This window comes from Erythrobacter sp. 'gip.4 top 5', assembly GCF_056495765.1.
The window spans coordinates 2,314,399-2,340,288 of the sequence record NZ_CP200270.1; the positions used below are offsets into that span (position 1 = coordinate 2,314,399).

The window sequence follows — 25,890 nt, forward strand, 5'->3', positions numbered from 1 at the left end:
GTCAGCCTGCGCGTTCGACGGCGAAGTCAATCGGTTTGAAGCTGCCGCCATTCGATGCGTATGCGGAACAGGCGGTCAGGCCGATCACAAGATCCATTTCGGCGCGAAATCGCACCGTGTCACCCGGCTTGGTTCCGGGCGGTAGCACCGCGATCTTGCCGTCCGGGGCAACGGCAACATGCATGAAGATGTTGAACGCTGTCGGAATCATGTCGATCGTGACCCCGTAAGGTGCGAGCGCCTCGGCCAGATTGCCAAAGCACCCGCGATGCACCGGCTTGTCCGGATAGAAATGCCTGAAGGTGTCATAGGAACACGGCGTCAGCAGAAAATCGTGATGCGGCGCGGTATCCTCAATGATCGTGAGCATCACCTGCGAGCGGTTTGACCACAGGCGCGAACCGGTGGTGAGGCGCAGGGACTCCTCGTAATCGAAGGTGCGACCGTTTGACAGGATTTCACCAGGATCGCCATCGGCCACCGCAATCAGGTCACTGACCTGTCCGCCCTCTGGGTCGCAAACTGTCAGGATGTCGCCTTTGGCGAGGCGAACGGCGGTGCCGCTACGCGGGGCGATGCGTTCCATCATGCCGCCTCCTTCGGAGAGAATGGGCAGGTCCAATTGTCGTCGACCGCACGCCCGCTATATTGCCGCGCTTCGCTCACCTCGCCGTGGCGTGCGACCATTGGATTGGGCGTACCATCGAATTGTTCGTCCCGCGACAGAATCACTTCCCGCATCCGCTCGTACCGCTGTTGATCGCGCAGGCGCTGGAATTGGTCATGAAGGTTGAAGATGATCGCGGGAAAAGGCAGGCGGCGCGCCTTTCGCGACGAATTGGGGTGCAGCCCGACCGCAAAGTAGGCCCGCCCGCCAAAGCTGAGCGCAAAATGCGCATCTTCGGGATCGCTGCTGAATTTGGGATCGCAGGCAAAGCCGCTTGCCTGATTATAGGCGCTCAATCCGCTCAGACGGTCCCATAAGGCTATTTCAAATGCCTTCTCGTCCAGATCATGCGGTCCGGCAAACACCACAGCAAGGCTGCGGAAGTCGGGCCCGTCATGGGCTCCGATGTCGCTCCAGTTCACCAAGGCGCGGTAAATACGGCGGTCATCATCAGCCTTGTTGATGTCGCCAGCCGTCTCGATGCGCAAGCCGTCCTGAGCCAAAGCGGATTTGGCCCCCACGCAGGGAAAGTCGGCGCGCTGAATATGCGTCACGAGGCTGTTGGAACGCGGCGAAGGGCGGCTTTTTGCACCGCTATCGACTGCACCGGAACCCTGCGCACCGCAATCGGCAGCAAGGGATCGTGTTGGCATCGTGTTCATTGCTGGACCGTGTTCAACCTTTTCACTGTGGAAGTTGGTTTTCATTCGACGACCTTACCGGATGTCCGGCCGAATGTTCCTAGACTGGGTGATGCGCCCCATGGCTTTCAGGCTGCAAGCGGCGCCATTCGTCCGGTCTCTGTCTCGTTCCGGCGATTACTGCTGGAACGGATACCAGGCTTGCGAGCGCGCAAGGACGTGAGGTCATGGAACACGCACAGTCCGCACCGGCTTGGTCCCGGCGATACAAACCGCATATCAGGAGAAACCCCATGACCCGCACCCTGCTCATCACCGGCGCATCATCAGGCATCGGTGCCGCCACCGTTCGCGCAGCTACGGCAAAGGGCTGGAACGTCGCGATGCTTGCGCGCTCCGCCGACACGCTGGGCGAACTCACCGCAGAACTGGGCGACGCCGCGCTCGCCTTGCCGTGTGACGTGACCGACCGCCAGGCACTTGGCACCGCGATCAACACGGCTGCCGAGCATTTCGGCGGGCTCGACGCGGTCTTTGCCAACGCCGGAAAAGGCGTGTCCAGCCCCGGCATTGAAAACGGCGATCCGCAGGAATGGCATGAGATGATCCACCTGAATATCCTTGCGGTGCTCAACACCGCCCATCTGGCAATGCCGCACCTGCGCAAAACCAAGGGGCATTTTGTCGTGACGGGTTCCAAGGCCGGGCGCGACCATCTGAAAGGATCGGTCTATTCAGCGACCAAGTGGTTCATCCACGGATTGTCTGAAAACATCGCCGAAGAAATGCGCGAATGGGGCGGCCGCGCCACCGTGATCGCCCCCGGCATGGTCAACACCGGGTTCTTTGACGAAGACTTGCCCACCAAGATCCCGCCGGCCGACGTCGCCGCAGCGGTGATGTTCGCAATTGAACAGCCCAAATCGTCTGCCGTGCGCGAGATCTATCTCATGCCTAACGACTAATACCAAATCCCGATGAGGCTGACTCATGGGGGATTTCCAAGGCGCTGATTTTCTGATTCACCGGAGCAAGCACGAGGAGGCTTGCGATGGCGACGGCGATTGGTGTTCGATCAGATTTCACTTCGCGGGATTTGAGCCGATTTTCCCGACGATGTGACGATCCGGATCAGGTACGGCGGTTGTTGGCGTTGGGCTTGATCCTGGACGGCAGCAGCCGGAGCGAAGCGGCCAAAGCGGCTGGCGTGACGCTGCAGGTCGTGCGGGATTGGGTGATCCGCTTCAATGCTGATGGCCCGGACGGGCTGATGTCACGCAAGGCCCCCGGCAAAGTCTCGATTCTGAGCGATGAGCAGCGCCGCGCTCTTGCGCAGCAAGTTGAAGCAGGCCCGATTCCTGCGGCGCACGGGGTTGTCCGCTGGCGTCTCATCGATCTGGCGCAGTGGGTGTGGGATGAGTTTGGCCTGTCGATTACCAAACAGACGCTGAGCCGTGAGATGCGCGCGCTGGGCTTCCGCAAGCTCTCGGCCCGCCCTCGTCATCGTGGCCAGAAAGCGGATGACATTGCCGATTTTAAAAAAACTTCGCAGGCCAGTTGGCAAAAATCCGACTATCCTTGCCGCACGGCACCGCGATAGAACTGTGGTGGCAAGATGAGGCGCGCATAGGCCAACAGACCAAGCTCACCCGCCGCTGGGCCAAGCGCGGAACCCGGCCCTGTGCGCCCAAAGACCAGCGCCGGGCCTCAGCCTGGATCTTCGGGGCCATCTGTCCCGCCGAGGGCAAGGGTGCTGGCATCGTCATGCCCCGTTGCAACAGCGAGGCCATGAGCATGCACCTCGAAGAGATCGCCTTCCACGTCGCGCCGGGGGCGCATGCCGTCTTGATCCTCGATCAGGCCGGATGGCATGGCTCGGCGGAACTGGTCGTGCCCGCCAACATCACTCTCATGCCGCTGCCGCCCAGGTGCCCGGAGCTCAACCCCGTCGAAAACGTCTGGCAGTTCATGCGCGACAACTGGCTCTCCAACCGCATCTTCTCATCCTACGACGACATCGTCGACCATTGCTGCTTCGCTTGGAACAAGCTCGTCGATCAGCCCTGGCGCATCATGTCCATCGGCATGCGCCAATGGGCGCATGGGTTCTGATCAATGGGACTTGGTATAAGCCGTAAGCAGTGCGCTTTCGAGCAGCGCCATCGCGTTGCGGGTGAAGGCGGCCATGTTGGGTATGCGCTGATCGCTGGCAGTGTCGAGCAGTCTGGTAAACTCACATTCCGGCCCTGCGAGCGCCGCGACACTGCATCAGGCGAGCGCACCGCTCGGGTGCGCCGACCCGCCGACCGATCCGCTCTCGGCCAGCCCCCAGTCAGCGCCAAAATTGTCACGAATGGCGCGGGCTTGCAGCAGTGCATACTCCGCGCTCGCCCCGCGCATTTCGGCATAGGCATCGCGCGGAAGACCGAACAGCACATCGCGTGCCCCGAAGGAATAGACCACCCCGCCCCCCACGAAGAAATCGAGCGCGCCCGGCACGGTCAGCAGCGTAGCGGCGATCAGCCCCCCGGTCGCGCCGTCTGCCACGGCCACCTTTTCGCCCCGCGCACGCGGCAATTCCGCGATCCGCAGCGCCTGCGGGTGAAGCTCATGCAGCAGATCCATCAGCCGCCGCCCAGAGCCTCGGCCACCAGCGCCGCCCAGCCCGCTTCATCCATCGTCTCGATCCCCAGTTCGGCGGCCTTCTTCAGCTTCGACCCGGCCCCGGGCCCTGCCACCAGCAAATCGGTCTTTGCCGAGACGCTGCCCGCCGCCTTGGCACCCAATCGTTCGGCCTGCGCCTTGGCCTCGTCGCGGCTCATGGTTTCCATCTTGCCGGTGAACACCACGGTCTTGCCCGCCACACGGCTGGCGATGGTTTTGACCTCGTACCGCGGCGGGCTGACTTCGGACAGAATATCCTCCCACACGGCCCCGTTGTGCGGTTCGTGGAAGAAATCGCCCAAGGCCGCGACCACGCTTGGCCCGATCCCGTCGATGGCGGTGAGTTCGCCCGCGGCCTCGGCATCGCCGGCATGGGCGCGCTGCGCCAAGGACCGCAGCGCCGGCAGATCGTGCAGATACTTCATCAGGTCCCGCGCCGTCACTTCGCCCACGTGCCGAATACCCAACCCGAACAACAGCCGCGCCGCATCGGGTGCACGCTTGGTTTCGATGGCGGCCAGCAGATTGTCGACCGACTTTTCCTGCCAGCCTTCAAGTTGCAGAATGTCACTGCGGCGCCCGCGCAGGCGGAAGATATCCGCCGGGCTTTCCAACCACCCCAACGCAAAGAACTGCGCAATCGTCTTTTCGCCCAGCCCCTCGATTTCGAGCGCCTTGCGGCTGACAAAATGTTCGAGCCGCTGGGTGCGCTGCGCCGGGCAGATGAGGCCGCCGGTGCAGCGGACATCGACCTCGCCTTCTTCGGCCACCGCCTCGCTGCCGCATTCGGGGCAGTGATCGGGAAAGGCGAAGGGGGCGCGGTCGTCGGCGCGAGTCAGGTTTTCGACCACCTGCGGGATCACGTCACCGGCGCGCTGGATCACCACGCGGTCACCGATGCGCAGGCCCAGCCGGGCGATCTCGTCGCGGTTATGCAACGTGACGTTCGTTACCGTCACCCCGCCCACCAGCACCGGTGCCAGGCGGCCCACCGGCGTCAGCTTGCCTGTGCGCCCGACCTGAATGTCGATGCCCTGCACCACCGTCTCGGCGCGCTCCGCCGGGAACTTGTGCGCCAGCGCCCAGCGCGGCGCCTTGGCGACAAATCCCAACCGTTCCTGCCAGTCGAGCCGGTCAAGCTTGTAGACCACCCCATCAATATCATAGTCGAGGCCCGGCCGCGCCGCGCCGATGGCATCGAAATGCGCAACAAGGTCGGCCGCCCCGCCTTCGATCTGCACGAACAGCGGCGAGACCGGAAAGCCCCACTCGCGCAGCTTGGCCACCACCTCGGCCTGCGTCGTTCCCGGCAACGCCGACGCCGCGCCCCAGCCATGCGCCCAAAACCGCAACGGTCGCTTCGCGGTGACGCCCGCATCCTTTTGCCTCAGGCTCCCGGCCGCAGCGTTGCGGGGATTGGCAAACAGCTTTCCGCCCGCTGCGTGCTGCGCAGCATTCAACGCGGTAAAGGCCTGTTTTTCCATATAGACCTCACCGCGCACCTCGAACACTTCCGGCACGCCCTGCGGCAGGGTCTGGGGAATATCGGGGATATGCGCGACATTGGCGGTCACATCCTCGCCCACCTGCCCGTCCCCGCGCGTGGCCGCACGCATCAGCTGCCCGTTTTCATACCGCAGCGAGCAGGACAGGCCGTCGATCTTGTCTTCGGCGGTGCACGCCAGCGGCTCAGCTTCGGACAGGTTCAGGAACCGCCGCATCCGTGCCAGCCACTCGGCCACCTCCTCGGGCGAAAAGGCATTGTCGAGGCTCATCATGCGAACCTCATGCGTCACTTTGCCCAGCGGCGATGCAGCAACGGCGTGGCCTACCTTGCGTGATGGCGAATCCGGGCGGACCAGATGGGGAAACGCCTGTTCCAATTCGGCATTGCGGCGCACCAGTGCATCATATTCGGCATCGGAAACCTCCGGCGAATCCTCGGCATGATACAGCCGGTCGTGCCGCGCAATCGCGCGCGCCAGCCGCATAAGCTCATTGGCGGCTTCGGCTTCGGAAAGGCTCATCACATTGGTCATGGCTCGGTCATTCGCCCTTCAGCACTGCCAATATCGCCGCCTCGTTGGCGCCATAAGCCGGATCGCCGGGGGTAATAATGGCAAAGTGGCTGGCACCGGTGTTTGCGCGCACCGAAATCCGTGCTCCGTTCGCCGTAAATGCGGCCTGCGTCGCGGCGGCAGGAGGCGGGAGCTTGGCTTGGACAAACAGCAGTTCGGACAGCTGCGGCGCTGCGGTCGCAGGCGCAATCGCAGTGTAGCGTTGGGGCGTACCATCAGGCGCGCCGCCGATGAAAGGTTCAACCGCCGAAAACTCGCATAAGGCATCGAAGGCGGGCTTTTCAGGCAAAAGATCGCCCGGCCCATCCAGCACAATCGCGGCGCGGACGTCAACGGATGCACACGCACCGATGGGACCACCCTCACCTTGCGCTGTCGCCAACCAGTGCGCCGCAAGCCCGCCCGCCGAATGACCGACCAACGTGACACGACTACGGTCAATGGGGTGGGCGTCTGCGACCTCCTCGATCAGCCGAGCCGAAGCCGCCCAGTCTGCAAACGAGCCCGGCCACCCGCCGCCATCGCCAACTTCGCGATAATCGACATTCAGCGTGGCAATGCCCTCGCTTTGCCAACGCGTGGCGAGCGGCGCCATGTAGGCTTGCGACGCGATACCGGTTTTCCAGCATCCGCCATGATAGATCACCGCAAGGGGAAACGGCCCCTCCCCTTCGGGCACACGCAATTCGGCAAACCCGCGCGGGTGGTCGGCATAGCGCAGGATCGCATCAGGCTGTGATGCTGCCATGTTGGCGTCGGTGCCAAAGCTGTCATGATTGGGCTGTTCGGCCATCGCGGCCTCCTCCGATGAAGGCGAGCAGGCAGCGACAAAGAGCAGGGGGAGCAGGAAGATTGGAAGCCAGCGCATCACACCCCCTCCAGCAACCGATCCGCCTGTGCGCGAGCCTCGGGCGTCACTTCAGCGCCAGAGAGCATCCGGGCGATCTCTTCTTGTCGCCCGGCGTGATCCAGCAGCACGACGCTGGTCTTGGTCACGATGCCGCTGGAGGCCTTGGCGATCAGGTAATGCTGCCCGCCGCGTGCCGCGACCTGCGGGCTGTGCGTAACCGCCAGCAATTGCCCTTCTTGTGCCGCAAGCCGAGCGAGGCGATCTCCAATGGCGCTCGCCACCGCGCCGCCGACGCCGCGGTCGATTTCGTCGAAGATGATTGTCGCCGCCCCGCCCTGCTCGGCCAGCGCGACCTTGAGCGCGAGGATAAAGCGTGAGAGTTCCCCGCCCGACGCGATCTTGCCCAAAGGCGCAAAGTCCGCGCCGGGGTTAGTCGAAATCAGGAACTCCACCGCGTCCATGCCGCTTGCACCCCAGCGGTCTTCGGGCAGCGGCGTTATAGCGGTGCGGAACCGGGCGGCATCAAGCTTCAGCGGCGCAAGCTCCGCCGCGACCGCCGCGTCAAGTTTGCCCGCCCCTGCAACCCGCGCCGCATGGGCCTTTTCGGCCGCCGCAACATAGGCGCCGCGCGCGTCCTTGGCGGCTGCCTCTAACGCGTCCAATTGCGCTTCCCCGCCCTCGATCGCGTCAAGGCGGCTGCGCATGGTGCGGGCAAGCTCAGGCAGATCATCGACCTCGCAGCGATGCTTGCGCGCCGCAGCGCGCAATTCGAACAGGCGGGTTTCAGCGCGCTCCAGTTCCATCGGATCATGCACCAGCGCCTCGGCCGCGCCGCGCAACTTGTCTTCCGCTTCGCTCGCTTCGATCACGGCACGATCAAGGGCGGCCAGCGCCTCGGCCAAAAGTGCGTGCTGTTCGGCAATCCGGTCGAGCTTGCGCGCCGCCACGCGCAGCGCGGCCAGCGGCGAGTCCGAACCTTCCCACAGGTGGCGCAAGGTCTCGAGGTCATCCGACAGCTTCTCACCCTTCTGCATATCGGCCCTCGCCCCGGCGAGCCGCGCTTCCTCGCCCGCGACTGGCTCCAGCGCGGCGAGTTCAGCGAGATGTGCGATCAGCAGATCCTGATCGGCTTTGGCCTGCGCCACCGCTGCGCGCGCTTCGGCCAGTTGGGCTTCGGCCTTGGCCCAATCGGCATAAGCGCGCTCCAGACCTGCCACCTGCGTCCCGGCATAACGATCCAGCAGCAGCCGGTGGCCGCGCGGGTTCACCAGCCCGCGATCATCATGCTGTCCGTGCAATTCCACCAGTGCAGGGGCCAATTCGCGCAGCAAGGCCACGCTTGCGGGCGAATCATTGATGAAGGCCTTGGAACCGCCATCGGCCTTGACCTGCCGCCGGATCAACAGCGGCTCGCCCGGTTCGATGGTAATGTCCGCATCATCCAGCGCAGCAGCGATCCCGGCCGGCAGCGCTGCAAATTCAAAGCTGGCGGTCACGCTGGCCTTGTCTTCGCCGGCGCGCACCAGAGACGTTTCCGCACGATCCCCGAGGATCAACCCCAGCGCGTCCAGCAGGATCGACTTGCCCGCCCCCGTCTCCCCCGTCAGCACGCCAAGCCCGCGCGCGAAATCGAGATCGAGCGCTTCGATGAGGACGATGTTACGGATCGAAAGCCGGGTGAGCATGAGCGATTGCGCAGATAGCGCACCCAGCACGGCGCGTCACCTGCGCATGGTTGGCAAATCCCCGGTGTGCGACGCAATTCGCGCTGATACTTATCGCAAAGCTCCCCGAACCTTCGCGCATCGGTTTATCATCGCCTCACGCCGGATCGGTTTTTGGGGAGATGTGCCGGCTGCCCCCGCGCTTCCCATCATTCGTGAGATGGTGCGCGTGCGGGGCGGAGCGCTGGATGACGACGCCGATTGAATAAACGGCCAATGGAACTGCTGTCACGATAAGCGGTTAAGCCTTGTCCGCGCCATATCCGGCACAAACACAAGGAATTTTCATGCGTCTGCCACTGGTCCCCCTGGTTTCCCTGTGCCTTATATTGGGAGCATGCGGCGGCAATCCTTCCGACGACGCAAGCCAGACCGACGAGGCCTCCGCGCCGTCAACCCGCGATAATAATGGCGCGGATACCATGGCATCGAATGACGCCGCGGCGCCGGCCGACTCCCTGCCCGATTCCGAACAGCGCCCCATCATGCAGGCTCAGGTTATGCTGGAACGGCTTGGTTTTGGGCCTGGCGTGATCGACGGCAAGACCGGCGCATCGCTGAGCAATGCGATCAAGGGCTTTCAGGAAGCGCGCGACCTGCCTGTTACTGGCGAACTTGATGAAGCGACCCGGCTAGCGCTGATGGCGGGCAAGGCGATCCCTGCCACGCGCATCGTCACCATTCCCGAAGCCTGGGGTGACATCACTTTCATGCCCGTGCCCGATGGCGCGGCGCAGCAGGCGAAGATGGAACGGCTGGGTTATGAAACACTGACCGAAAAACTGGCCGAACGCTTCCACACGACTCCCGATGTTCTGGCGCAGCTTAATCCGGGCGGGCGCCCCGCCGGGGCCGGTGGCGCCTCTGCCGCGCCCTCGCCTGCGGCTTCGGGTGCGGACAGCGCGCCGGTGTTCAAACCGGGCCAAGAGGTGCGCGTCCCCAATATCGGCGCGGACCGGATTGCAGCGGACAGCGTCGATAACAAGGATTGGCTGGAAACCCTGCGCTCGCTTGGCGTGGGCACCGATCAGCCGACTGTGGCGCGCATTCTGGTCGATGAAAGCGAAGGCTGGCTGAAGGCGTTTGATGATAAGGATCAGCTGGTGGCGATGTTCACTGTCACCACCGGATCGCAGAACGATCCCTTGCCGATCGGCGAATGGGACGTGAAGGGCAAAGCCTATAACCCGCCCTACTCTTATGACCCCAAACTGTTACGCGGCGCGCCTAACGGCGATGATACGCAACAGCTTCCGCCCGGCCCCAACAGCCCTGTCGGCGTGGTATGGATCGATCTGAGTAAGGAACATTACGGTATTCACGGCACGCCTGCGCCAGAGACCATCGGCCGCGCACAAAGCAACGGCTGCGTGCGGCTAACGAATTGGGATGCCGCGCGACTGGCACAGATGGTCAGCGGCAGCACCAAGGTGGTGTTCCAGAAATAGGTGGCGGCCGCGTTGTTCCGACGGGCCAACTATGGGTCAGGACGGAACGACGCCGCTCGCGTGCTTGTCGACCAAATTAAAGGCGCGGTTGTACCATTCCGATCCCGGATAATTGGCGCCCAACACCGCGGCATATTTCACCGCTTCGGCCGGTACGCCGAGCGCAAGGCTGCTTTCAGTAAGACGAAACAGCGCCTCTGCCGTGTGGCTGGTGGTATCGAACTTCTCGACCACATTGCGGAACCGCATATCGGCGGCGAGCCACAGGCCCATGCGCTGATAGTGACGGCCGATCTCCATCTCCTTGCCGGCGAGGTGATCGACCACCAGGTCCAGCTTCAACCGCGCATCGGCGGCATATTCGGTCTGCGGAAAGCGGCGATTGACTTCACGCAGCGCGGTTTGCGCTTGCTCTGTGATCTTCTGATCGCGGTTCACATCGCTGATCTGCTCGTAATAGCTCAGCGCGATCAGATAGTAGGCGTAAGGCGCATCCTTGTTGCCCGGGTGAATGGACAGGAAGCGCTGTGCATTCCGGATCGACTGGTTGTAATCACGCGCGATGTAATAGCTGAAGGCACTCATCAGCTGTGCGCGGCGGGCCCACGGCGAATAGGGATGCTGGCGCTCCACCTCGTCAAACAGCGCCGCGGCCTGTAGCGTGTTGCCCCGGTCAAGCCGCCGCTGTGCCTCGCTATACAGCGATTCGACATCGCGCGCGACGTAGGCAACGTCCTTGCCCTCGGTGCTGCCAGCGCAGGCGGAAAGGGTCGCGAATGTGGCGGCGGCGAGCGCTGCCTGCGCGAGACGGGTGCTGAGCTTGGTCGACATGGCTTCGCCTATAACGACGCCTGCGCTGAACGCCAAGTGAAGCTGCGCCCCGGCCCGTGCTCCGCCCACATTTTCCTGCGCCCCTATTTTCCTACTGCGACATTTTGTGATCCTCCTCCCCCATGACCCGACGCACAGACCCCCGCTCCGCCCGCCGCCCCATTCCGCCCGGCGAATTGCCCGGCTTCACCCCCGTCCCGCGCCAGTATGATCGCCACGATGGCTGGACGCCCGAGCGCCAGCGCGCCTTCATCGAAGCGCTGGCCGACACCGGCTCGGTCGATGCGGCGTACAAGGCGGTCAACATGAGCCAGGCCGGCGCCTACTATCTGCGCCGCCAACCGGGTGCCGAGAGCTTCCGCGCCGCATGGCAGGCCGCGCTCCACCTCGGCGTTGCGCGGGTCGAAGACGTGGCGATGGACCGCGCGCTCAACGGCGTCGAGGAGCCGGTCTATTCCTACGGCGCGCTGATCGGCACCCGCCGCCGCTACAACGACCGGCTGCTGATGTTCATCCTGCGCAACCGCGCGCCCGATCGCTTTGCCCAAGGCGCGCCCAAGGGCCTCAACGCCGTGGACCAGGTGCAGGTCGAACGGCTGAAGCAGGAATGGCGCAAGGAATGGGAGGCGGAGCAAAGCAATGTCTCGCCAGCCCAAGTCCGCGCCAGCATCGACCGCAAGATCGAAGACATCCGCCGCCGCTTCCAGCGCGAGGCCGAACACCGCTGGGCCGCGCTCAGCGCGGAAACCCGGAACGCCTGGGCGAACTTCCTGACCTTGCGCGACCGCGATCTGGCCGCAATGCAGGCCGACGCCAAGACCCGCGAGGTGCTCGATGTGACATGGGAGGCAAGCAGCACCCACTTCGACCCGCCCGAACGCAAGCGATTGACGGGGCCGGAGGGGCGCGAAGGGCCGGACGCGGAGGCGATGCCACCGGTAAAGCAATGGCAACCACCAGAGCCGCCAGTGGAGCGCGAGCCGCGGACGGAATGGACGTTGAAGGATGAGGGGTTTGAGCCTTAGGGTGGTGAAGGTGCGCAGCGCAGGCGTTTGCGGAGCAAAGGGCAAGTTGCAAGCCAGTGCGTGTAGCACATTGCCGCCCTCGGCCGGCGGGCGGCGTCAGCCGACCCGTTCGTCGTCATGGCCGCGGCTTTGCCGTGGCTGCTTTCGCCTTTATACCTTTGGAGTATCGCGGTATTTTCGCGAAATGAACAACCTCACCGAGAACGACCAAGAAGCCGCGCTTGACTGGCGTGAGGCCGATCGGGAGATAATCATAGCGATCAACGATTGGGTTGAAGCCCACGGCCTGCCGCTAAAAGCGTATCGCCTGTTCTGAATTCACTCTCCCCATCAAGAGAGGAGGACGATCCGCAGGATGGTGGGAGCGCAAGCGCGGGTGTCTTTTACGCCGCGAAGGCGTGAAACTCGCGGTGCCAGCCAAGAAATTGCGGATGCGGGCGATCGGCCTCACGCTGAGGCGCTATCAATCGGCCAGTAGAATTAATGATTGCCTCAACGCCCGCTCGGTCGTTCACCTTGCGATGGATCATGATGTCGTGATTGTCAGAAATACAAATCAGCCCCCGGTCAAACATCCAGTGCGCTGTGCCGGAAAGCGCCAATCCGTTGCGCATCGAATCTGGCCCACCATGCTCAACGGGACGAATATGCGCAGCCTCGGCCTCTAGCCGCCCTCCCCCGTTGACCAGCCTCCATCCTGTAACTGCGCAGCGCCCGTCGTAGGCTTGCAGCACCGCACGACGAAACGCACGGTCACGGAACGGGCGGTTAACAAGCGATTGCACCAAGGGGCGTTCAATTTCGTAAGGGGTTTGATTCTCGCCGACACGATTTGATGGCACGGCATCGCCAACCCTCGGGAGCGCGTCATGATCGGGCAGGCCGAGCGCAATGATGCGAGCGAAGTCCGAATTGGAGAGAGGACGCACAGCTGCTTGTGCATTAGCAAGGTCACGTTCGACCGGCAGTCCTTCGACCACATGGGGAACCGTTGGCTCGAACGGCAAATAGCTGCCCGGCTCGATCAGAGCGCGATAGCGGTCTGATATATCAGGGTCAGGGATAATCTGCTCAACCTTCGCCACAGCGAAGAAACCCTTCGATTGCGGCAGCTTCACAGGCTCGCGATAGACGATCCAATCGCCAACCATCTGCTTGGCGCGGCTGAGATAGGGTTTCGGAAACTGGTAATGCACCTCGGGTATATCGTCGTAGATCGCCCCCATCCTTGTGCATGAATACGCCGAATGACATCACCGTTGGATCATTCTGATTGCCGGCCAAGTCAAGCGGAACTGGTTCCCCGCTCACAAGCCGAAGGGAGAAGGCCGGTCTCGCCCTAACAGAACCGTTCGTCCTGAGCTTGTCGAAAGACTGCACTTCTTGGGCGCCGCGCGGCTGTTAAAAAGAAAAGCAACCGTTGAACCTGCGGTTCAGCTTCGCTTCCGACAAGCTCAGGGCGAACGGAAGGTGGGTTTATTCCCTTCCACTTGCCAATCCCCCGCCCATCATCATCCCACCGCCCATACCGCCGCCGCCGCCAGCACCGCCACCACCATCGCCCCGGCCTCCGCCGCCGCCCTTGTCCCCCCGGCCCGGACCGCCACCGCCCGAAGGGCGCGTCGGCCCCTGTGCGGGCAGCGTGTCCGCGATGGAGGCCGGGATCGGGTCGAGGTCCAGCGAGGTGCGGATGAAATCGCGCAAGGATACCACCAGCGCGTTGGTGTGGACCGGGCGGCCTGCGACCAGCTCGCCAATGGCCTCACCCGCCAGCCGCACCTGTTCTTCAGTTCCGAGCAGCAGAATGTCCGACAGCGCGCTTTCCGCCGCATCGCGGATGCGCCGGGCGCGGTCTGATCCGCCTTGCGCTTCGGCGGAGAGGTCAATCGCGGCGTCAGCGGGCGCAATCGCGCCCTCGGCGCTGGCGGGACGGTTCTCTGCCGCGCGGCGGCGCAGATGGGTGGGATCGACCACGAGATCACCGGTGAACGACCCGCCCAGAGTCTTATAAGCCGCCATCAGCGTGCGTAGCCGTTCATTGATCTGGCGGTTGGCGCGCTGGCGGCGTTCCTGCACGCGCATCATGATCACCAGCCGGATGCCCACCCCGATCACGGTGATCAGCGTCAGGCCGATCAGCGTGGTTAGGATGCCTTGCCAACTGCTGAAGTCCATCAGGCGGAGCGTGTCACTCCTCCCCCATCCTCAAGGCAGCGATAAACGCTTCCTGCGGGATCGAGACATTCCCGTACTCGCGCATCCGGGCCTTGCCCTTCTTCTGCTTGTCCAGCAGTTTCTTCTTGCGCGAAATATCTCCGCCGTAACACTTGGCGGTCACGTCCTTGCGCATCGCGGCGATAGTTTCGCGGGCGATTACCTTGCCGCCGATGGCCGCCTGGATCGGGATCTTGAACAGGTGGCGGGGGATCAGGTCTTTCAGGCGTTCGCACATGCCGCGCCCGCGCTCTTCGGCGACGTGGCGGTGGACGATCAGGCTCAGCGCGTCGACCGGCTCGGCATTGACGAGGATGTTCATCTTCACAAGGTCGCCCTCGCGCGTGCCGATCTGTTCGTAATCGAAAGAGGCGTAGCCGCGTGAAATGCTCTTCAGCCGGTCGTAGAAATCGAACACCACTTCGTTGAGCGGCAGTTCGTAGGTCACCTGCGCGCGTCCGCCCACGTAGGTGAGTTCGGTCTGGATGCCGCGGCGGTCCTGACACAGTTTCAGGATGCTGCCGAGATAGTCGTCCGGCGTGTAGATCACCGCCTTGATCCACGGCTCCTCGATCACGTCGATGCGGTTCACATCCGGCCAGTCGGACGGGTTGTGAATGTCGATGATGGTCGCATCCTCGTTCTTGGTGTGCCCAAGATGCAGGCGATAGACCACCGAAGGCGCGGTGGTGATCAGGTCGAGATCATACTCGCGGGTCAGGCGTTCCTGAATGATTTCGAGGTGGAGCAATCCGAGGAACCCGCAGCGAAAGCCAAAGCCGAGCGCCGCGCTGGATTCCATTTCGAAGCTGAAGCTCGCATCGTTGAGCCGCAGCTTGCCGATGCTTTCGCGCAGTTTCTCAAAGTCTGCCGCGTCCACCGGGAACAGCCCGCAGAACACCACCGGCTGCACTTCCTTGTAGCCGGGCAGCGCAACGCTGGATCCGCCCTTGACCGTGGTGATGGTGTCACCGACGCGGGCCTGCTCCACCTCCTTGATCTGGGCGGTGATGAAGCCGATTTCGCCGGGGCCGAGTTCCTGCAGGTCAGTGCGTTTGGGCGTGAAGCAGCCGACGCGGTCGACCAGGTGTTGCGTTCCGCCCTGCATGAAGCGGATGTTGAGGCCCTTGGTCAGCTTGCCGTCAATCACGCGCACGAGGATGACGACGCCGAGGTAGGGGTCGTACCAGCTGTCGACGAGGCTGGCGGTGAGCGGGGCGTCGATCTTGCCGGTGGGCGGCGGGATGCGCTGCACGACGGCTTCGAGCACGTCCTCGATCCCGATGCCGGACTTTGCGCTGGTCATCACCGCGTTCGAGGCATCAAGGCCAATGATCTCCTCGATCTCGGCGCGGACCTTTTCGGGCTCGGCGGCGGGCAGGTCGATCTTGTTGATGACGGGGACGATTTCGTGGTCGTGCTCGATAGATTGGTAGACGTTGGCGAGCGTCTGGGCTTCGACGCCTTGCGCTGCGTCCACCACCAGCAGCGCGCCTTCGCACGCGGCCAGGGAGCGGGAGACCTCGTAAGCGAAGTCAACATGGCCCGGCGTATCCATCAGGTTGAGCTGATAGGTCTCGCCATCCTTGGCGGTGTAGTTGAGGCGCACGGTCTGCGCCTTAATGGTGATGCCTCGCTCTTTCTCGATGTCCATATTATCAAGGACTTGCTCGGACATTTCCCGCAGAGTCAGCCCGCCGGTGAACTGGATCAGCCGGTCAGCGAGAGTCGACTTGCCATGGTCGATATGCGCGATAATGCTGAAATTGCGAATTTTTGAAAGGTCAGTCATTATTGGGGTACGTAGCGTTGGGCTGAACGGTTGTCATTCGCCAAAAACGCAACAATCAAGCGCGTGGGGCAGCATAGCCGAACTTGGGTATTGCCCCTCCCAAATCCATGCCGATAAACTTGCCCGGTGCCAGCGCCGCCAAAGGCGCACCCGCCGATGCCAATGCATAGGGCGATACGCGATTGCGGGTACATAACCCCCCAGAGCCATCTTCGATCAGCGATTGTTCAAACTCCAACCCCTGCACATCCCCGTTACTGCGCGTCACTGTCGCCACAGCCAATTGCCCCCCTCCCAGATCGACGACGAACTGCGTACCTTTGGGCACCTCGGCCAGACCCTGAATCAAAGCGCCGGATTTCGACAGATTGCGAAGCGTCACTTCGTATGCATAGTCATCATTGATGACCTGAACCTTGCGAAACACCGTTCGGCGGCGTGCACGGCGGGTACGATCGCTGCCAGGCGTTATCTGCCAGGCGCCATTGGCCATTTCTTGCAGGACCATGTCTTCTTCAACAGGCTCGCTGAAGATCGGGCCTTGTAGGAAACGCACCCCACCATTCGTCAAAGCCGTCACAAGATCGGCACTCTCCAGCCCGCTTGCCATCGTGTCCATCTGCAACGCACCCGCCAGCGCGACAATTGCGCGAACCAAGCCCAGTTCACGGCTGTCTTGATGCTCGGCCTCGGCGATCAGCTTCGGGTCAATCTTGACGCTGTCGAAAGGCGCCCGGCGAAGATAGGCAAGCGACGAATAGCCGCTACCGAAATCATCCAGCGTCAGCCGCACGCCCAGCTTGAACAATGCAGCCAGGGTGCGGTCTACCACATTAGCATCGCCGAAGAACACCGCTTCGCTGATTTCCAGTTCGAGCCGTGCGGGGGTGATGCCGGCATCACCAATCGCCATGCCTACGTGGTCGACGAAATCGTCTGACAGAAACAGCGCCACCGGAACATTTACCGCAACCCGGACACTTTCAGGCCAAAGAGCCGCCGATGCACATGCAGCGCCAATCGCCCAGCGCCCGACATCGCCCAGCAGCGTTGATCCTTCGACGATCTGAGCGAATTCCTCCTCGTCAATCACGCCGCGCTCGTTATGGTCCCAGCATACATGAGCCTCACGCGCGGAAACTGATCCGGCAGCGGCCTCGACAATCGGTTCGAACCGAAGGAACAGCTGCGCTTCGCTCAGGGCAGTGCCGAGATCCTGTTCAAGGCGGCGGCGGAAGATCGTTTCATTTTCGAGCTCGCCGGAGAAAAAGCGATATTGCCCTCGCCCACCGTTTTTGGACGCATAAAGCGCGAGGTCCGCCGCACGCACCACCTCTTCACAGGTCACACCATCATGCGGGGCGATCGCGATGCCCACAGAGGCACCAATCACGCAACGCCCTTCATCGAGGCTGTAGGGTTGACGCAGCATGGAAATGATCTTCATCGCCACCTCGCCCAGCACACCGCGATCATCAATGTCGGGCAGCATTACCTGGAATTCATCGCCTCCAAGCCGGCCAATCTCACACTCACGATCAATCGCGCGGGTCAACCGGCCCGCCACCTGCTTCAACAGTTCGTCACCCGCTGCGTGCCCCAGCGTATCGTTGACATGTTTGAAGCGATCAAGATCAAGCATCATCACCGCGCAACTGCGCCGCGCCGCTCTAAAAGCTGACAGTGTTGTTTCAATGTGATGGGTCATGCGATGGCGGTTGGACAGGCCTGTCAACGAATCGAAGCGCGCCAGACGCGCAGTTTCCGCCTCGCGATGATATTCGTCGGAAATATCCGCACCGGTGCCGCGAAATCCCACGAAACGGCCATCAGCACCAGTTGCTGGCTGCCCCGACAATCGCAACACAACATGTTCACCTCCTCGCGCTGCACGCACCGCGATCCCCGCAAACGCTCTGTGCGCGCCCAGCATCAGCGCGAGCGATTTGCCACGCTGCTCACGGTCGGCCGCAGCGAATATGGTCGTCAGGGGTTGACCGATGAGGTCATCGAGCGGCACGTCGAGACGTGCAGCAATCGTCTCCGATAGATAGGTAAGCTGAGCCTTGTCATCGCTGGCCCAAAACCAACCCAGCCCAGATTGCTCAAGATCATTGAGCATGGCCAGCCGATCGTGATCCGACATCACGGAGGTGTCAACCATGCCTGCGCTGCGGGGGGCAACGACGCTACGGGACGACAAAAGACCCTTGAGGGACATTGCCTAGGCCAACCTCCAGTTTCCAAAACGGCGGCCCCACTGGTCACTCCAACGGGATGTCCTAGGGGTAAAGTCCGATGGTTATTTTTCCGCTAACGCCAGCCTGTTGGCGGGATGGCTAATGCCTCGCTAACGAATATGTGTTCGCAGGCCCCCTGCGCGCACTACCAGGTGCGCGGTCCGTCAAATTCTCCGGCTTGGCCCATAAGCACGGTGAAACAACCATCATGGCGGCGTCGCAAAGGGGCATGGAATTCCACCCCGACGCGGTTCTCGCGCGACCAGCGTACCTGTGCTGTCACCGAATTATCAGCACATAGTTCGATCCGCATGCTGCTGCCCGATGGGATATTCCATACACCTTCGACCATCGCACCGCCTTCGGATATGTTGCGCAGCGTCGCATTCAGCCTAGTGCCATCCTTCACAACTGCGACCTTGCGCAGGAGGTTTTGACGCGGCGCGCGGGCGCACAGAGGGCCGTTCGCCTCAGCCGTCAGGCCGCCCGCAACCAGTGCCGTGGCTTCAGAGGCGTCCATCGCCCCGTAGTATATATAACCTTGAACGTGGCTGCATCCCAGCAGACGAACCAGTTCCAGTTCGTCCCAAGTTTCAACCCCCTCGGCAGTGGTGTCCATGTGCAGCGCCTCGGCAAGCGACGTGATCGATGCGATGATTGCGCCGTTGCGGCTGCCTTCTTCCGTAGCGCCCTGCACAAAGCTGCGATCAATCTTGATTTTGTCGAAAGGCGCCTTTTTCAAGTAGCCGAGAGATGAATAGCCCGTCCCGAAATCATCGAGCGCCAGGCGGACACCCACCCGTTTCAACGCCTTGAACATCGCATCAATGCCTGCGCTGTCATTCAGAAACACGCTTTCAGTGATCTCGAGTTCAAGCCGCGATGGCGCAACACCGCTGTGGGCAAGCGCATTGGCGACGATGGTCGGCAATTCGGGATTGGCAAACTGTAACGCCGATACATTGACCGCGCAGCGGATCGCGCGCGGCCAGCACGCCATGTCTGCGCACGCTTTGCGCAAAGCCCATTGACCCATCCGGTCAATAAGTCCTGCATCTTCGGCAATCGGAACGAATTTTGCCGGGCTCAGCCAACCACGCGTGGGATGATTCCAGCGCATAAGCGCTTCAAAGCCGACGATTTCCTCGGTAGCGGCGTACACCACTGGTTGATAAAATAGCTGAAGCTCACCCTTGACGATGGCCTCACGCAAATCCTGCTCAAGCTCGGCGCGCTCTTCCGCTGCAGCATGAAGATCTTCGGCAAAAAAACGATAAATCCCCCGGCCGGCGTCTTTGGCAGCATACAAGGCAAGGTCGACATTGCGGATCAATTCGTCACTTGTTGCTCCATGTTCGGGGGACATTGCAATCCCCAGTGATGCGCCGATCACTACGCTTTGCCCCTGGATTGAATAGGGTTGCGAAAGTGCATTTATGATGGCTTGCGCCAGGTTAGCCAACGCGTCGCGATCTTGATGGCCGGGGACGATAACCTGAAACTCATCGCCACCGAGACGCCCGCACCGACCTGCCGAACCAATCGCACGCTCAAGCCGCTGCGCGACCTGCTTGAGCAGGGCATCACCCGCAGGGTGTCCAAGCGTGTCGTTGACCTGCTTGAACCGATCGAGATCGAGCATCAACACGGCGCAGGGTCGTTCACGTCCGGTGGGCGCTGCCAGGATCTATTCAAGTGCTTGGCTCATCTGGGCGCGATTGGCGAGACCGGTCAGCGAATCGTAATGCGCCAACCGCGAAACCTGCTGTTCGTTACGCCGCTTTTCCGTAAGATCAGTGCCGTGCCCACGAAATCCGCAGAAGTTCCGGTAACTATCGTAGACCGGACGTCCGGTTAACGCCCACCAGCGCTCGTCGCCGACGGTCGCGGCCCGAAGCTCGATATCGTGAAAGCCCGAACGCGCTGACAGATGGAAGGCGAGCGTCCGCTCGGCAACAGCGGCGCTTTCATCAGGATTCACCATGGCGCTCAACGGGCAGCCGATGATATCCGCGCTGACCTTGCCCAGCACCGTGGCCGCTTTTGGCGATATGTACGTGATTAGGCCGCGGCGGTCAGTTTCCCAGAACCAGCCCTGTCCACTTTCCTCAAAGCTGCGCAATATATCCTCGGCACGAGCGGCAACCCGTTCCCGCGCTTCACGCAAGACGCGGCGTTTTTCGGCTGATTTCCATTCAAGACGAGCGATCAGAGACAAAGTTAACACAGTTGCAATAAGCGCAACGTAGGTCAGTGTACCAGGAACCAAAATTGCAAAACCGGACCAGCTCGCTATTTTGCCGGCGAACAGCGAAATCATCCGCGTGTCGAAAAGCGCAGCTACGGCAGCATTGATGCAGATTAGTGTGGCCACCGCCCATTGCCATGGCAGACCCTCATCAACCCAATTGGCTAAAGCGTAGCCGACCAGCCCCATCGGCAAAATGATACCAACCAGCACCACCGATGCCCGTGTCAGGGAGGTCGCATCCGCACGCCGTTCGGTAGCGGCAAATAGCGAACCGCAAGCAAAAAGGGCCGCCGATGCCAAGGCTGCACCGAGCACTTTGGTGGAAGGCAGCCCCTCGAACGCGACAATGGAAATAGCGTAAGCAAAAAGCAGGAACAATGTCATTCCTTGCGCTTCACTTGGAAGGAAAAAATGATGATCGTCAGTGGGCTCATTGATGGCCGGCCCCGCGGCGTCGGTCTCTTCGTTGGGGCGCCGCCCGCGTCCGCGACGCTCGCCGCGGATGCGGAGGTTCGTCACCGTTGAGACATCGGTCGCCTCATTCACCGAACGCACAGTTCCGCTCACGCTCTGCAGCGGCGGATCAATCGTCGCGAATTTTCGATTAGGTTCTCCCGCCATGATCGTAAGTTACAGAGAAGCCTTAAGAAATTGATTAAGCGATATAATAAATTTTTTCATAATCGTGGCTTTGCCGTCGCCACTTTCACGAGGCACCATGCTTGCAACTTGGCTGCTTAAGCTGCATCCTCCCACCGATAGGCCGGATTAATCGACGGCCATGCGAAACCGCGCATGAAACGGTCACGATAAAAGAGGACTCCATGGCACGCAGCGAAGTGAAGCTTGAAAACGAAGCAGCCCAGTCGACCAATGCCTTAGGGCCACTGATCGGCGTAGCGCGAGAGGACTTCGTCAGCGCTGTGGCGCTGCTGCTGCGCGAAACCGCATCTGATCCATCGCGGCTAATGCGCCATTCAACGGCAATGGCGCAGGACATGGTCAAGATCATGACCGGCAAAAGCGAGCTCGCCCCAGATCCCAAGGACAAGCGATTTATGGATCCCGCTTGGGCCTTCAACCCGTTTTTCCGTGCAGGTGCGCAGTATTATCTCGCTGTGCAAAAGGGAATGCGTAACTGGCTTGACGAACTCGAACTCGACGAGCTGGAACGCAACCGCGCCAACTTCATCGCCAACATCATCCTTGATGGTCTTGCCCCCAGCAACACGCTTATCGGCAATCCGACGGCGCAAAAGCGAGTGATCGACAGTGGCGGGCTGAGCCTCATCAAGGGCTTGCAAAACGCCTATAACGATATCGTCCACAATAAAGGCATGGTCAGCCAGGTTGACAAGCGTCCGTTCAAGCTGGGCGAAAACGTTGCTGCCTCCAAAGGCGCGGTGGTGTTGCGGACCGAGATGATGGAGCTCATCCACTACGCACCGACGACAGACGAAGTGCATGAAATCCCGCAGCTCACCATCCCGCCGCAAATCAACAAGATGTATATCAACGACCTCAGCCCCGAAAAGTCGGTGGTGAAATGGCAGCTCGATAACGGCATCCAGTCCTTCGTAATTTCCTGGCGCAACCCGACGAAGGCGCAGGGCAAGTGGGACATCGCCGATTACGTCCATTCCTGCCGGGAGGCGATGGAGACCGTTGCTGCCATCACTGATGCGAAAAAGGTGAATGTATCGGCTGCATGTTCGGGTGGCCAAACAGCCGCAATGCTCGCGTCCAAACTGGCGGCGGACAAGTCCGATCTGCTGGGCACCCTGACATTAATGGTCTGCGTGTTGCACCCCAAGGCGACTGATATTGAGGCAGGATCGCTCGTCAGCGAGAATGGTATGAAGCTCGCCCGGCAACGCGCATCGAAGGCCGGCATTATCAAGGCCGATGATCTTGCGCGTGGGTTCGCCTGGCTGCGGCCCAATGATCTGATCTGGAACTACGTCATCAACAATTACCTGCTCGGGTCCGATCCGCCGGCATTCGACGTGTTGTTCTGGAACGCCGACGCCACCAACCTTTCAGCCAGCCTGATGGGGGACTTCCTGACTCTTTATGAAACGCTCGCCTTCACCAAGAAAGGCGAAGTCGAGATGGTTGATCACAAGATTGATCTCAGCAAGGTCACGTCGGACCTGTTCGTCCTGGGCGGGGTGACCGATCACATCACGCCGTGGATGGCAACCTATCGCTCGACCCAGTTGTTTGGTTCGAAGGACGTAACCTATGTGCTTTCGCAATCCGGACACATGCAGGCGATCTTAAACCCGCCGGGCAATCCCAAGGCCAAATATTTCGTGCAAACCAAAAAGGGCAAGCTTCCTGCGACGGCCGATGCGTGGCTGCAAGGCAGCGAAGAGGTCAAGGGCAGCTGGTGGCCACGCTGGATTGAATGGTTGCAAGCGCGCTCAGGCAAAAAGATTCCCGCTCCGGCCGCGCTTGGCAACGACACCTATCAACCCAGCGACCCTGCACCGGGACTCTACGTTATCGAAGAAGTCTGATATTGCAGTGCAGCGTAAGACCCAGAAGACGGGGAAATTACGCGCAAACAGATTATCGGCACGCTCGGTCTGGGACTGACGGGCGCGCCGCACTTGCGCTCTTTCGGGCGCATTGAAAGGACGGGTTTTCGTGGCCAATGCAATGGACGACGCTGTCGTCAAAATGGAAAAAGTGGGCGGTCGGACGCTACGGATTGCGACATGGCGGCTCGATATGCCGTCTGACCATCCTCCGGTTCTGTTCTTCAACGGGATCGGCGCGAATATCGAGGCGTTGGCGCCGCTGGCGGCCGCGATGCCCGAACGCGGGTTTGTCATGTTCGACATGCCCGGCACCGGCGAATCGCCCGATCCGATGCTGCCCTACAATCCATTCACGATGAGCCGTACAGCGGCGCTGCTGCTGGCGAACCTCGGCTTGGATGAAGTCGATGTAATGGGCGTGTCATGGGGCGGCGCAATGGCGCAGCAATTTGCGCTTCAGTACCCCAAGCGTACCCGCCGCCTAACCCTGATCGCCACCACGCCGGGGATGCTGATGGTGCCGGGCAACCCGGCCGCCTTCACCAAAATGGCCGATCCGCGCCGCTATGTAGACCCCGATTTCATGGCCAAGCACTTCAAAACGCTTTACGGTGGACTAATGGAGACCGGCGGCGAAGATCATAAATCCAGCCATATCAGCCGGTTAAAACCCCCTAGCCCGCGCGGTTACGTGTATCAACTGCTGTGCATGATGGGCTGGAGCAGCCTGCCGGCCTTGCCTTTCCTGAAGAAGGAAACGCTGATTATGATGGGCGAGGATGATCAGATCGTGCCCGTCGTCAATGGCAAGATCCTGAAGGCAATGATCCCCAACGCGCAACTCTTGACGTTCGAGGGCGGCGGTCATTTGTTCCTGCTGACCCATGCGGACCAAAGCGTTGCGGCAATCCGCGAATTTCTGGACGCGCCCGACACCGTGAAAGAAACACGGCGGATTGCCAAAGCGGCTGTTGCGGCAGCGTCTGCGGAAGCGGCGGCGGCCTAAAGCCGTCCCGTTCAGACCATTTGGGGCGGGACGAGGCCGATGGTCTGCATCAGGATCGCCTGCCCCAGCATCACCGCTAGCCAATGCAGCGCCACCGAAATCGTACGGCGTGCGCCCATGCCCAGCGCCATAAAGCTCACCCACAACACCGGCACCACAAAGCCGATCCAGATCACCAGCGCGCTGCCCACCGCCATCACCCATGCACCAGCTTCGGGAGGCGCAAGGATCAGGGCGCCTGCGAGGATCGCAGCAAGCCAGAATTCGGCGAGCGCCGCGCCAGCCAGCGTTTTCCATCCCGGCAGCAAAATGCCCGATGCGCGCAGCCAGACAAGGCCAATGATGAGCCCAAACAGCATCGCCGCGGCGATCGGCCAGAGGTTGATGAGGATGTAGATCATGCCTCGCTCCTTTGCGGATCAACGCACGGTGCCGTCAGAAGTGCCAAAGTGGGTGCGCAGGCTGGCCGCTAATCTCTATTTCAGGCGCAGAGATCCGCTGCGAACGCGCACCGTCTGGCAACCCTCTTGCGGCCCGCATTTACACCGCCTGAGCCGCGTCTATCCGACCACGACCCCGCGCCAGAACGCGATGCGGTCCTTGATCTCGGCAGCAGCGCTTTTGGGTTCAGGGTAATACCAAGCGGCGTCACTGTTGGTCGCACCATCAACGGTGACGCTATGATAATGCGCGGTACCCTTCCAAGAGCAATGGCTGGTGGTTGCGCTCTCGCTCAGCACATCAGGTTTGACCGAGCCGCGCGGGAAATAGTGATTGCCTTCAACCACCACGGTCGCATCGCTCTCGGCGATGACGGTGCCGTTCCATGTTGCTTTGACCATTGCTTGTTCTCCTTCAACCGCGTGCATAAGCTGACTTCACGTTTGCAGGTGGCGACGCATCGCAGCATTGCAAGCGCGCCATGCGTTGAGCTTTATCCGCCCCGGCTGACCCCGCATTGCCCCGCCTTGGGCAAGCGCCCTGCCTCAGCCAGCGCCGCGGCCGCTTCACGGGGACGGTCGGTGGCGATGATATCAACACCTTCCTTGCCAAGTTCAGCATAGCGTTCGTCCATCCCGTAACGATCGATCACCGCATCGATGGAGCGGGGAGGACGGCCCAGTGTGCCAAAGATCACCTCGATATCGCGGCCATCCAGTTCGCTATAAAGTTCAGGGCGCGGCAGGCGGGTGCCGGTGAACGCGATCATCCGATCCTGCGGGATACCGACTGCTTCCAAGGCGGCGACATCGCCAGGACGCTCCACGGAGACCGACAACAGCATTTCAGGTGCCGCACGGTGCAGCGCGGCGGCTTGCTGAGGCGAATAGGCGATAAGGATTACGCTGCCCGCCATTTCGGCCTCGCGGATCGCGGCGACCACCGCGTTGTAATCAGCCGAGCGCTTGAAATCGATCTGAAGCACCGTGCGCCCCTTAGCCCACACCAGCGCCTCGGTCAGAGTCGGGATGGCATAGGGCGTAACCCAGCCCCAGTTATCCTTGAGCCGCAACGCGCTCAGCGTGGCCCAATCCTGCGCGGCGGCCTCGCCGGTGCCGGTGGTGGTGCGATCAAGCCGATCGTCATGCAGCAGGAAGTGGACGCCGTCCGCGCTCTTGCCCACATCAACCTCCATGATTGCAGGTTGCGCGGCCAGCAGCGCGTCCATGGTCGGGATCGCGTTCTCGGGCAGGCCGGGCGTCGGCCCGCCACGGTGGGCCGATATCAGCGTTTGGCCCGCCGCCTCGAAACAGTCGAGCATCGCAGACAGATCGCTCTGCGGAGCGAGGCGCCAAGCGCCGCTATCCTGCGCGGCGAGCGGCGTGCTGGGCGCGGCAAATCCAACAAGTCCTACAATACCTATGCGATATAGCTTGTTCAAACCCATTATTCCTGCCCTTGGCTTAAGCTGT

At 61.6% G+C, this 25,890-nt stretch carries 24 protein-coding genes; 8 read left to right on the forward strand and 16 right to left on the reverse strand.

Annotated features, from left to right (window positions below; translation table 11 throughout):
- Position 1: 1 nt before the first annotated feature.
- Both ACRANW_RS11160 and gntA read right to left on the reverse strand, forming a co-directional pair.
- Entirely contained in the window at positions 2-586 is a 585-nt protein-coding gene (locus tag ACRANW_RS11160; protein WP_479433928.1) for a DUF1989 domain-containing protein, read from the reverse strand.
- Positions 586-1,374, reverse strand: coding sequence for a guanitoxin biosynthesis heme-dependent pre-guanitoxin N-hydroxylase GntA (gene gntA, locus ACRANW_RS11165; protein ID WP_479431860.1), 789 nt, complete (start codon positions 1,372-1,374; stop codon positions 586-588). The genes ACRANW_RS11160 and gntA overlap by 1 nt, the downstream gene beginning before the upstream one ends.
- Before the next feature lie 227 nt (positions 1,375-1,601).
- On the opposite strand from gntA, the gene ACRANW_RS11170 reads away from it, so the two are divergent.
- Both ACRANW_RS11170 and ACRANW_RS11175 read left to right on the forward strand, forming a co-directional pair.
- Positions 1,602-2,273, forward strand: a complete 672-nt coding sequence (locus ACRANW_RS11170; RefSeq protein ID WP_479431861.1) for an SDR family oxidoreductase — start codon at positions 1,602-1,604, stop codon at positions 2,271-2,273.
- A gap of 86 nt (positions 2,274-2,359) precedes the next feature.
- Positions 2,360-3,420 (forward strand): IS630 family transposase gene (locus ACRANW_RS11175; protein ID WP_479431320.1). Its coding sequence is split into 2 segments (ribosomal slippage): positions 2,360-2,852 and positions 2,852-3,420, totalling 1,062 coding nucleotides; the frame shifts between segments, so codons are not numbered across the junction.
- 156 nt (positions 3,421-3,576) lie between these two features.
- On the opposite strand, the gene ACRANW_RS11180 is transcribed toward ACRANW_RS11175, so the two are convergent.
- The 4 genes from ACRANW_RS11180 to recN are packed head-to-tail and all read right to left on the reverse strand — an operon-like array spanning position 3,577 to position 8,585.
- On the reverse strand, positions 3,577-3,933 hold the full coding sequence (locus ACRANW_RS11180; protein ID WP_479431862.1) for a CinA family protein: 357 nt from the start codon (positions 3,931-3,933) through the stop codon (positions 3,577-3,579).
- On the reverse strand, positions 3,933-6,011 hold the full coding sequence (ligA, locus tag ACRANW_RS11185; protein ID WP_479431863.1) for an NAD-dependent DNA ligase LigA: 2,079 nt from the start codon (positions 6,009-6,011) through the stop codon (positions 3,933-3,935). Before ligA ends, ACRANW_RS11180 begins: the two co-directional genes overlap by 1 nt.
- Positions 6,012-6,018: 7 nt before the next feature.
- Positions 6,019-6,918, reverse strand: a complete 900-nt coding sequence (locus ACRANW_RS11190) for an alpha/beta fold hydrolase (protein ID WP_479431864.1) — start codon at positions 6,916-6,918, stop codon at positions 6,019-6,021.
- Entirely contained in the window at positions 6,918-8,585 is a 1,668-nt protein-coding gene (gene recN / locus ACRANW_RS11195; protein WP_479431865.1) for a DNA repair protein RecN, read from the reverse strand. The genes ACRANW_RS11190 and recN overlap by 1 nt, the downstream gene beginning before the upstream one ends.
- On the opposite strand from recN, the gene ACRANW_RS11200 reads away from it, so the two are divergent.
- Together ACRANW_RS11200 and ACRANW_RS11205 are read left to right on the forward strand one after the other, a co-directional pair.
- The gene (locus tag ACRANW_RS11200) at positions 8,584-8,829 is read left to right on the forward strand and encodes a hypothetical protein (RefSeq protein WP_479431866.1); all 246 of its coding nucleotides are present in this window, start codon (positions 8,584-8,586) and stop codon (positions 8,827-8,829) included. The two genes, recN and ACRANW_RS11200, sit on opposite strands and share 2 nt — an antisense overlap.
- Before the next feature lie 217 nt (positions 8,830-9,046).
- A complete protein-coding gene (locus ACRANW_RS11205; protein ID WP_479431867.1) occupies positions 9,047-10,072 on the forward strand; it encodes a L,D-transpeptidase family protein in 1,026 nt (341 codons plus the stop codon).
- A gap of 36 nt (positions 10,073-10,108) precedes the next feature.
- Here ACRANW_RS11205 and ACRANW_RS11210 read toward each other — a convergent pair whose 3' ends face one another.
- Entirely contained in the window at positions 10,109-10,903 is a 795-nt protein-coding gene (locus ACRANW_RS11210; protein ID WP_479431868.1) for an outer membrane protein assembly factor BamD, read from the reverse strand.
- Positions 10,904-11,025: 122 nt separating this feature from the next.
- Between ACRANW_RS11210 and ACRANW_RS11215 the strand changes: the two genes are divergently transcribed.
- Together ACRANW_RS11215 and ACRANW_RS11220 are read left to right on the forward strand one after the other, a co-directional pair.
- Complete coding sequence (locus ACRANW_RS11215) at positions 11,026-11,928, forward strand: hypothetical protein (protein WP_479431869.1); 903 nt, start codon at positions 11,026-11,028, stop codon at positions 11,926-11,928.
- Positions 11,929-12,112: 184 nt separating this feature from the next.
- On the forward strand, positions 12,113-12,244 hold the full coding sequence (locus ACRANW_RS11220) for a type II toxin-antitoxin system CcdA family antitoxin (RefSeq protein ID WP_479431870.1): 132 nt from the start codon (positions 12,113-12,115) through the stop codon (positions 12,242-12,244).
- Positions 12,245-12,311: 67 nt separating this feature from the next.
- On the opposite strand, the gene ACRANW_RS11225 is transcribed toward ACRANW_RS11220, so the two are convergent.
- The 6 genes from ACRANW_RS11225 to ACRANW_RS11250 all read right to left on the reverse strand — a co-directional run bounded on the left by ACRANW_RS11225 (position 12,312) and on the right by ACRANW_RS11250 (position 21,046).
- The gene (locus ACRANW_RS11225; RefSeq protein WP_479431871.1) at positions 12,312-13,154 is read right to left on the reverse strand and encodes an HNH endonuclease; all 843 of its coding nucleotides are present in this window, start codon (positions 13,152-13,154) and stop codon (positions 12,312-12,314) included.
- A 250-nt stretch (positions 13,155-13,404) separates the two neighbouring features.
- A complete protein-coding gene (locus ACRANW_RS11230; protein ID WP_479431872.1) occupies positions 13,405-14,103 on the reverse strand; it encodes a hypothetical protein in 699 nt (232 codons plus the stop codon).
- Positions 14,104-14,116: 13 nt separating this feature from the next.
- On the reverse strand, positions 14,117-15,934 hold the full coding sequence (gene lepA / locus ACRANW_RS11235; protein ID WP_479431873.1) for a translation elongation factor 4: 1,818 nt from the start codon (positions 15,932-15,934) through the stop codon (positions 14,117-14,119).
- 55 nt (positions 15,935-15,989) lie between these two features.
- Complete coding sequence (locus tag ACRANW_RS11240; RefSeq protein WP_479431874.1) at positions 15,990-18,098, reverse strand: putative bifunctional diguanylate cyclase/phosphodiesterase; 2,109 nt, start codon at positions 18,096-18,098, stop codon at positions 15,990-15,992.
- A 221-nt stretch (positions 18,099-18,319) separates the two neighbouring features.
- Positions 18,320-19,861, reverse strand: a complete 1,542-nt coding sequence (locus ACRANW_RS11245) for an EAL domain-containing protein (protein WP_479433929.1) — start codon at positions 19,859-19,861, stop codon at positions 18,320-18,322.
- Positions 19,862-21,046 carry a PAS domain-containing protein gene (locus tag ACRANW_RS11250; protein WP_479431875.1) on the reverse strand — a complete coding sequence of 395 codons (1,185 nt, stop codon included), beginning with the start codon at positions 21,044-21,046 and terminating at the stop codon, positions 19,862-19,864.
- 203 nt (positions 21,047-21,249) lie between these two features.
- Here ACRANW_RS11250 and ACRANW_RS11255 point away from each other — a divergent pair, with 203 nt between their 5' ends.
- Complete coding sequence (locus tag ACRANW_RS11255; protein ID WP_479431876.1) at positions 21,250-22,947, forward strand: PHA/PHB synthase family protein; 1,698 nt, start codon at positions 21,250-21,252, stop codon at positions 22,945-22,947.
- A 130-nt stretch (positions 22,948-23,077) separates the two neighbouring features.
- On the forward strand, positions 23,078-23,977 hold the full coding sequence (locus ACRANW_RS11260) for an alpha/beta fold hydrolase (protein ID WP_479431877.1): 900 nt from the start codon (positions 23,078-23,080) through the stop codon (positions 23,975-23,977).
- Between the two features lie 11 nt (positions 23,978-23,988).
- On the opposite strand, the gene ACRANW_RS11265 is transcribed toward ACRANW_RS11260, so the two are convergent.
- The 3 genes from ACRANW_RS11265 to ACRANW_RS11275 form a co-directional block, all read right to left on the reverse strand.
- Complete coding sequence (locus ACRANW_RS11265; RefSeq protein WP_479431878.1) at positions 23,989-24,378, reverse strand: hypothetical protein; 390 nt, start codon at positions 24,376-24,378, stop codon at positions 23,989-23,991.
- Positions 24,379-24,537: 159 nt separating this feature from the next.
- Positions 24,538-24,819 carry a DUF427 domain-containing protein gene (locus ACRANW_RS11270; protein WP_479431879.1) on the reverse strand — a complete coding sequence of 94 codons (282 nt, stop codon included), beginning with the start codon at positions 24,817-24,819 and terminating at the stop codon, positions 24,538-24,540.
- Between the two features lie 92 nt (positions 24,820-24,911).
- On the reverse strand, positions 24,912-25,865 hold the full coding sequence (locus tag ACRANW_RS11275; protein ID WP_479431880.1) for a glycerophosphodiester phosphodiesterase family protein: 954 nt from the start codon (positions 25,863-25,865) through the stop codon (positions 24,912-24,914).
- Positions 25,866-25,890: the final 25 nt, after the last annotated feature.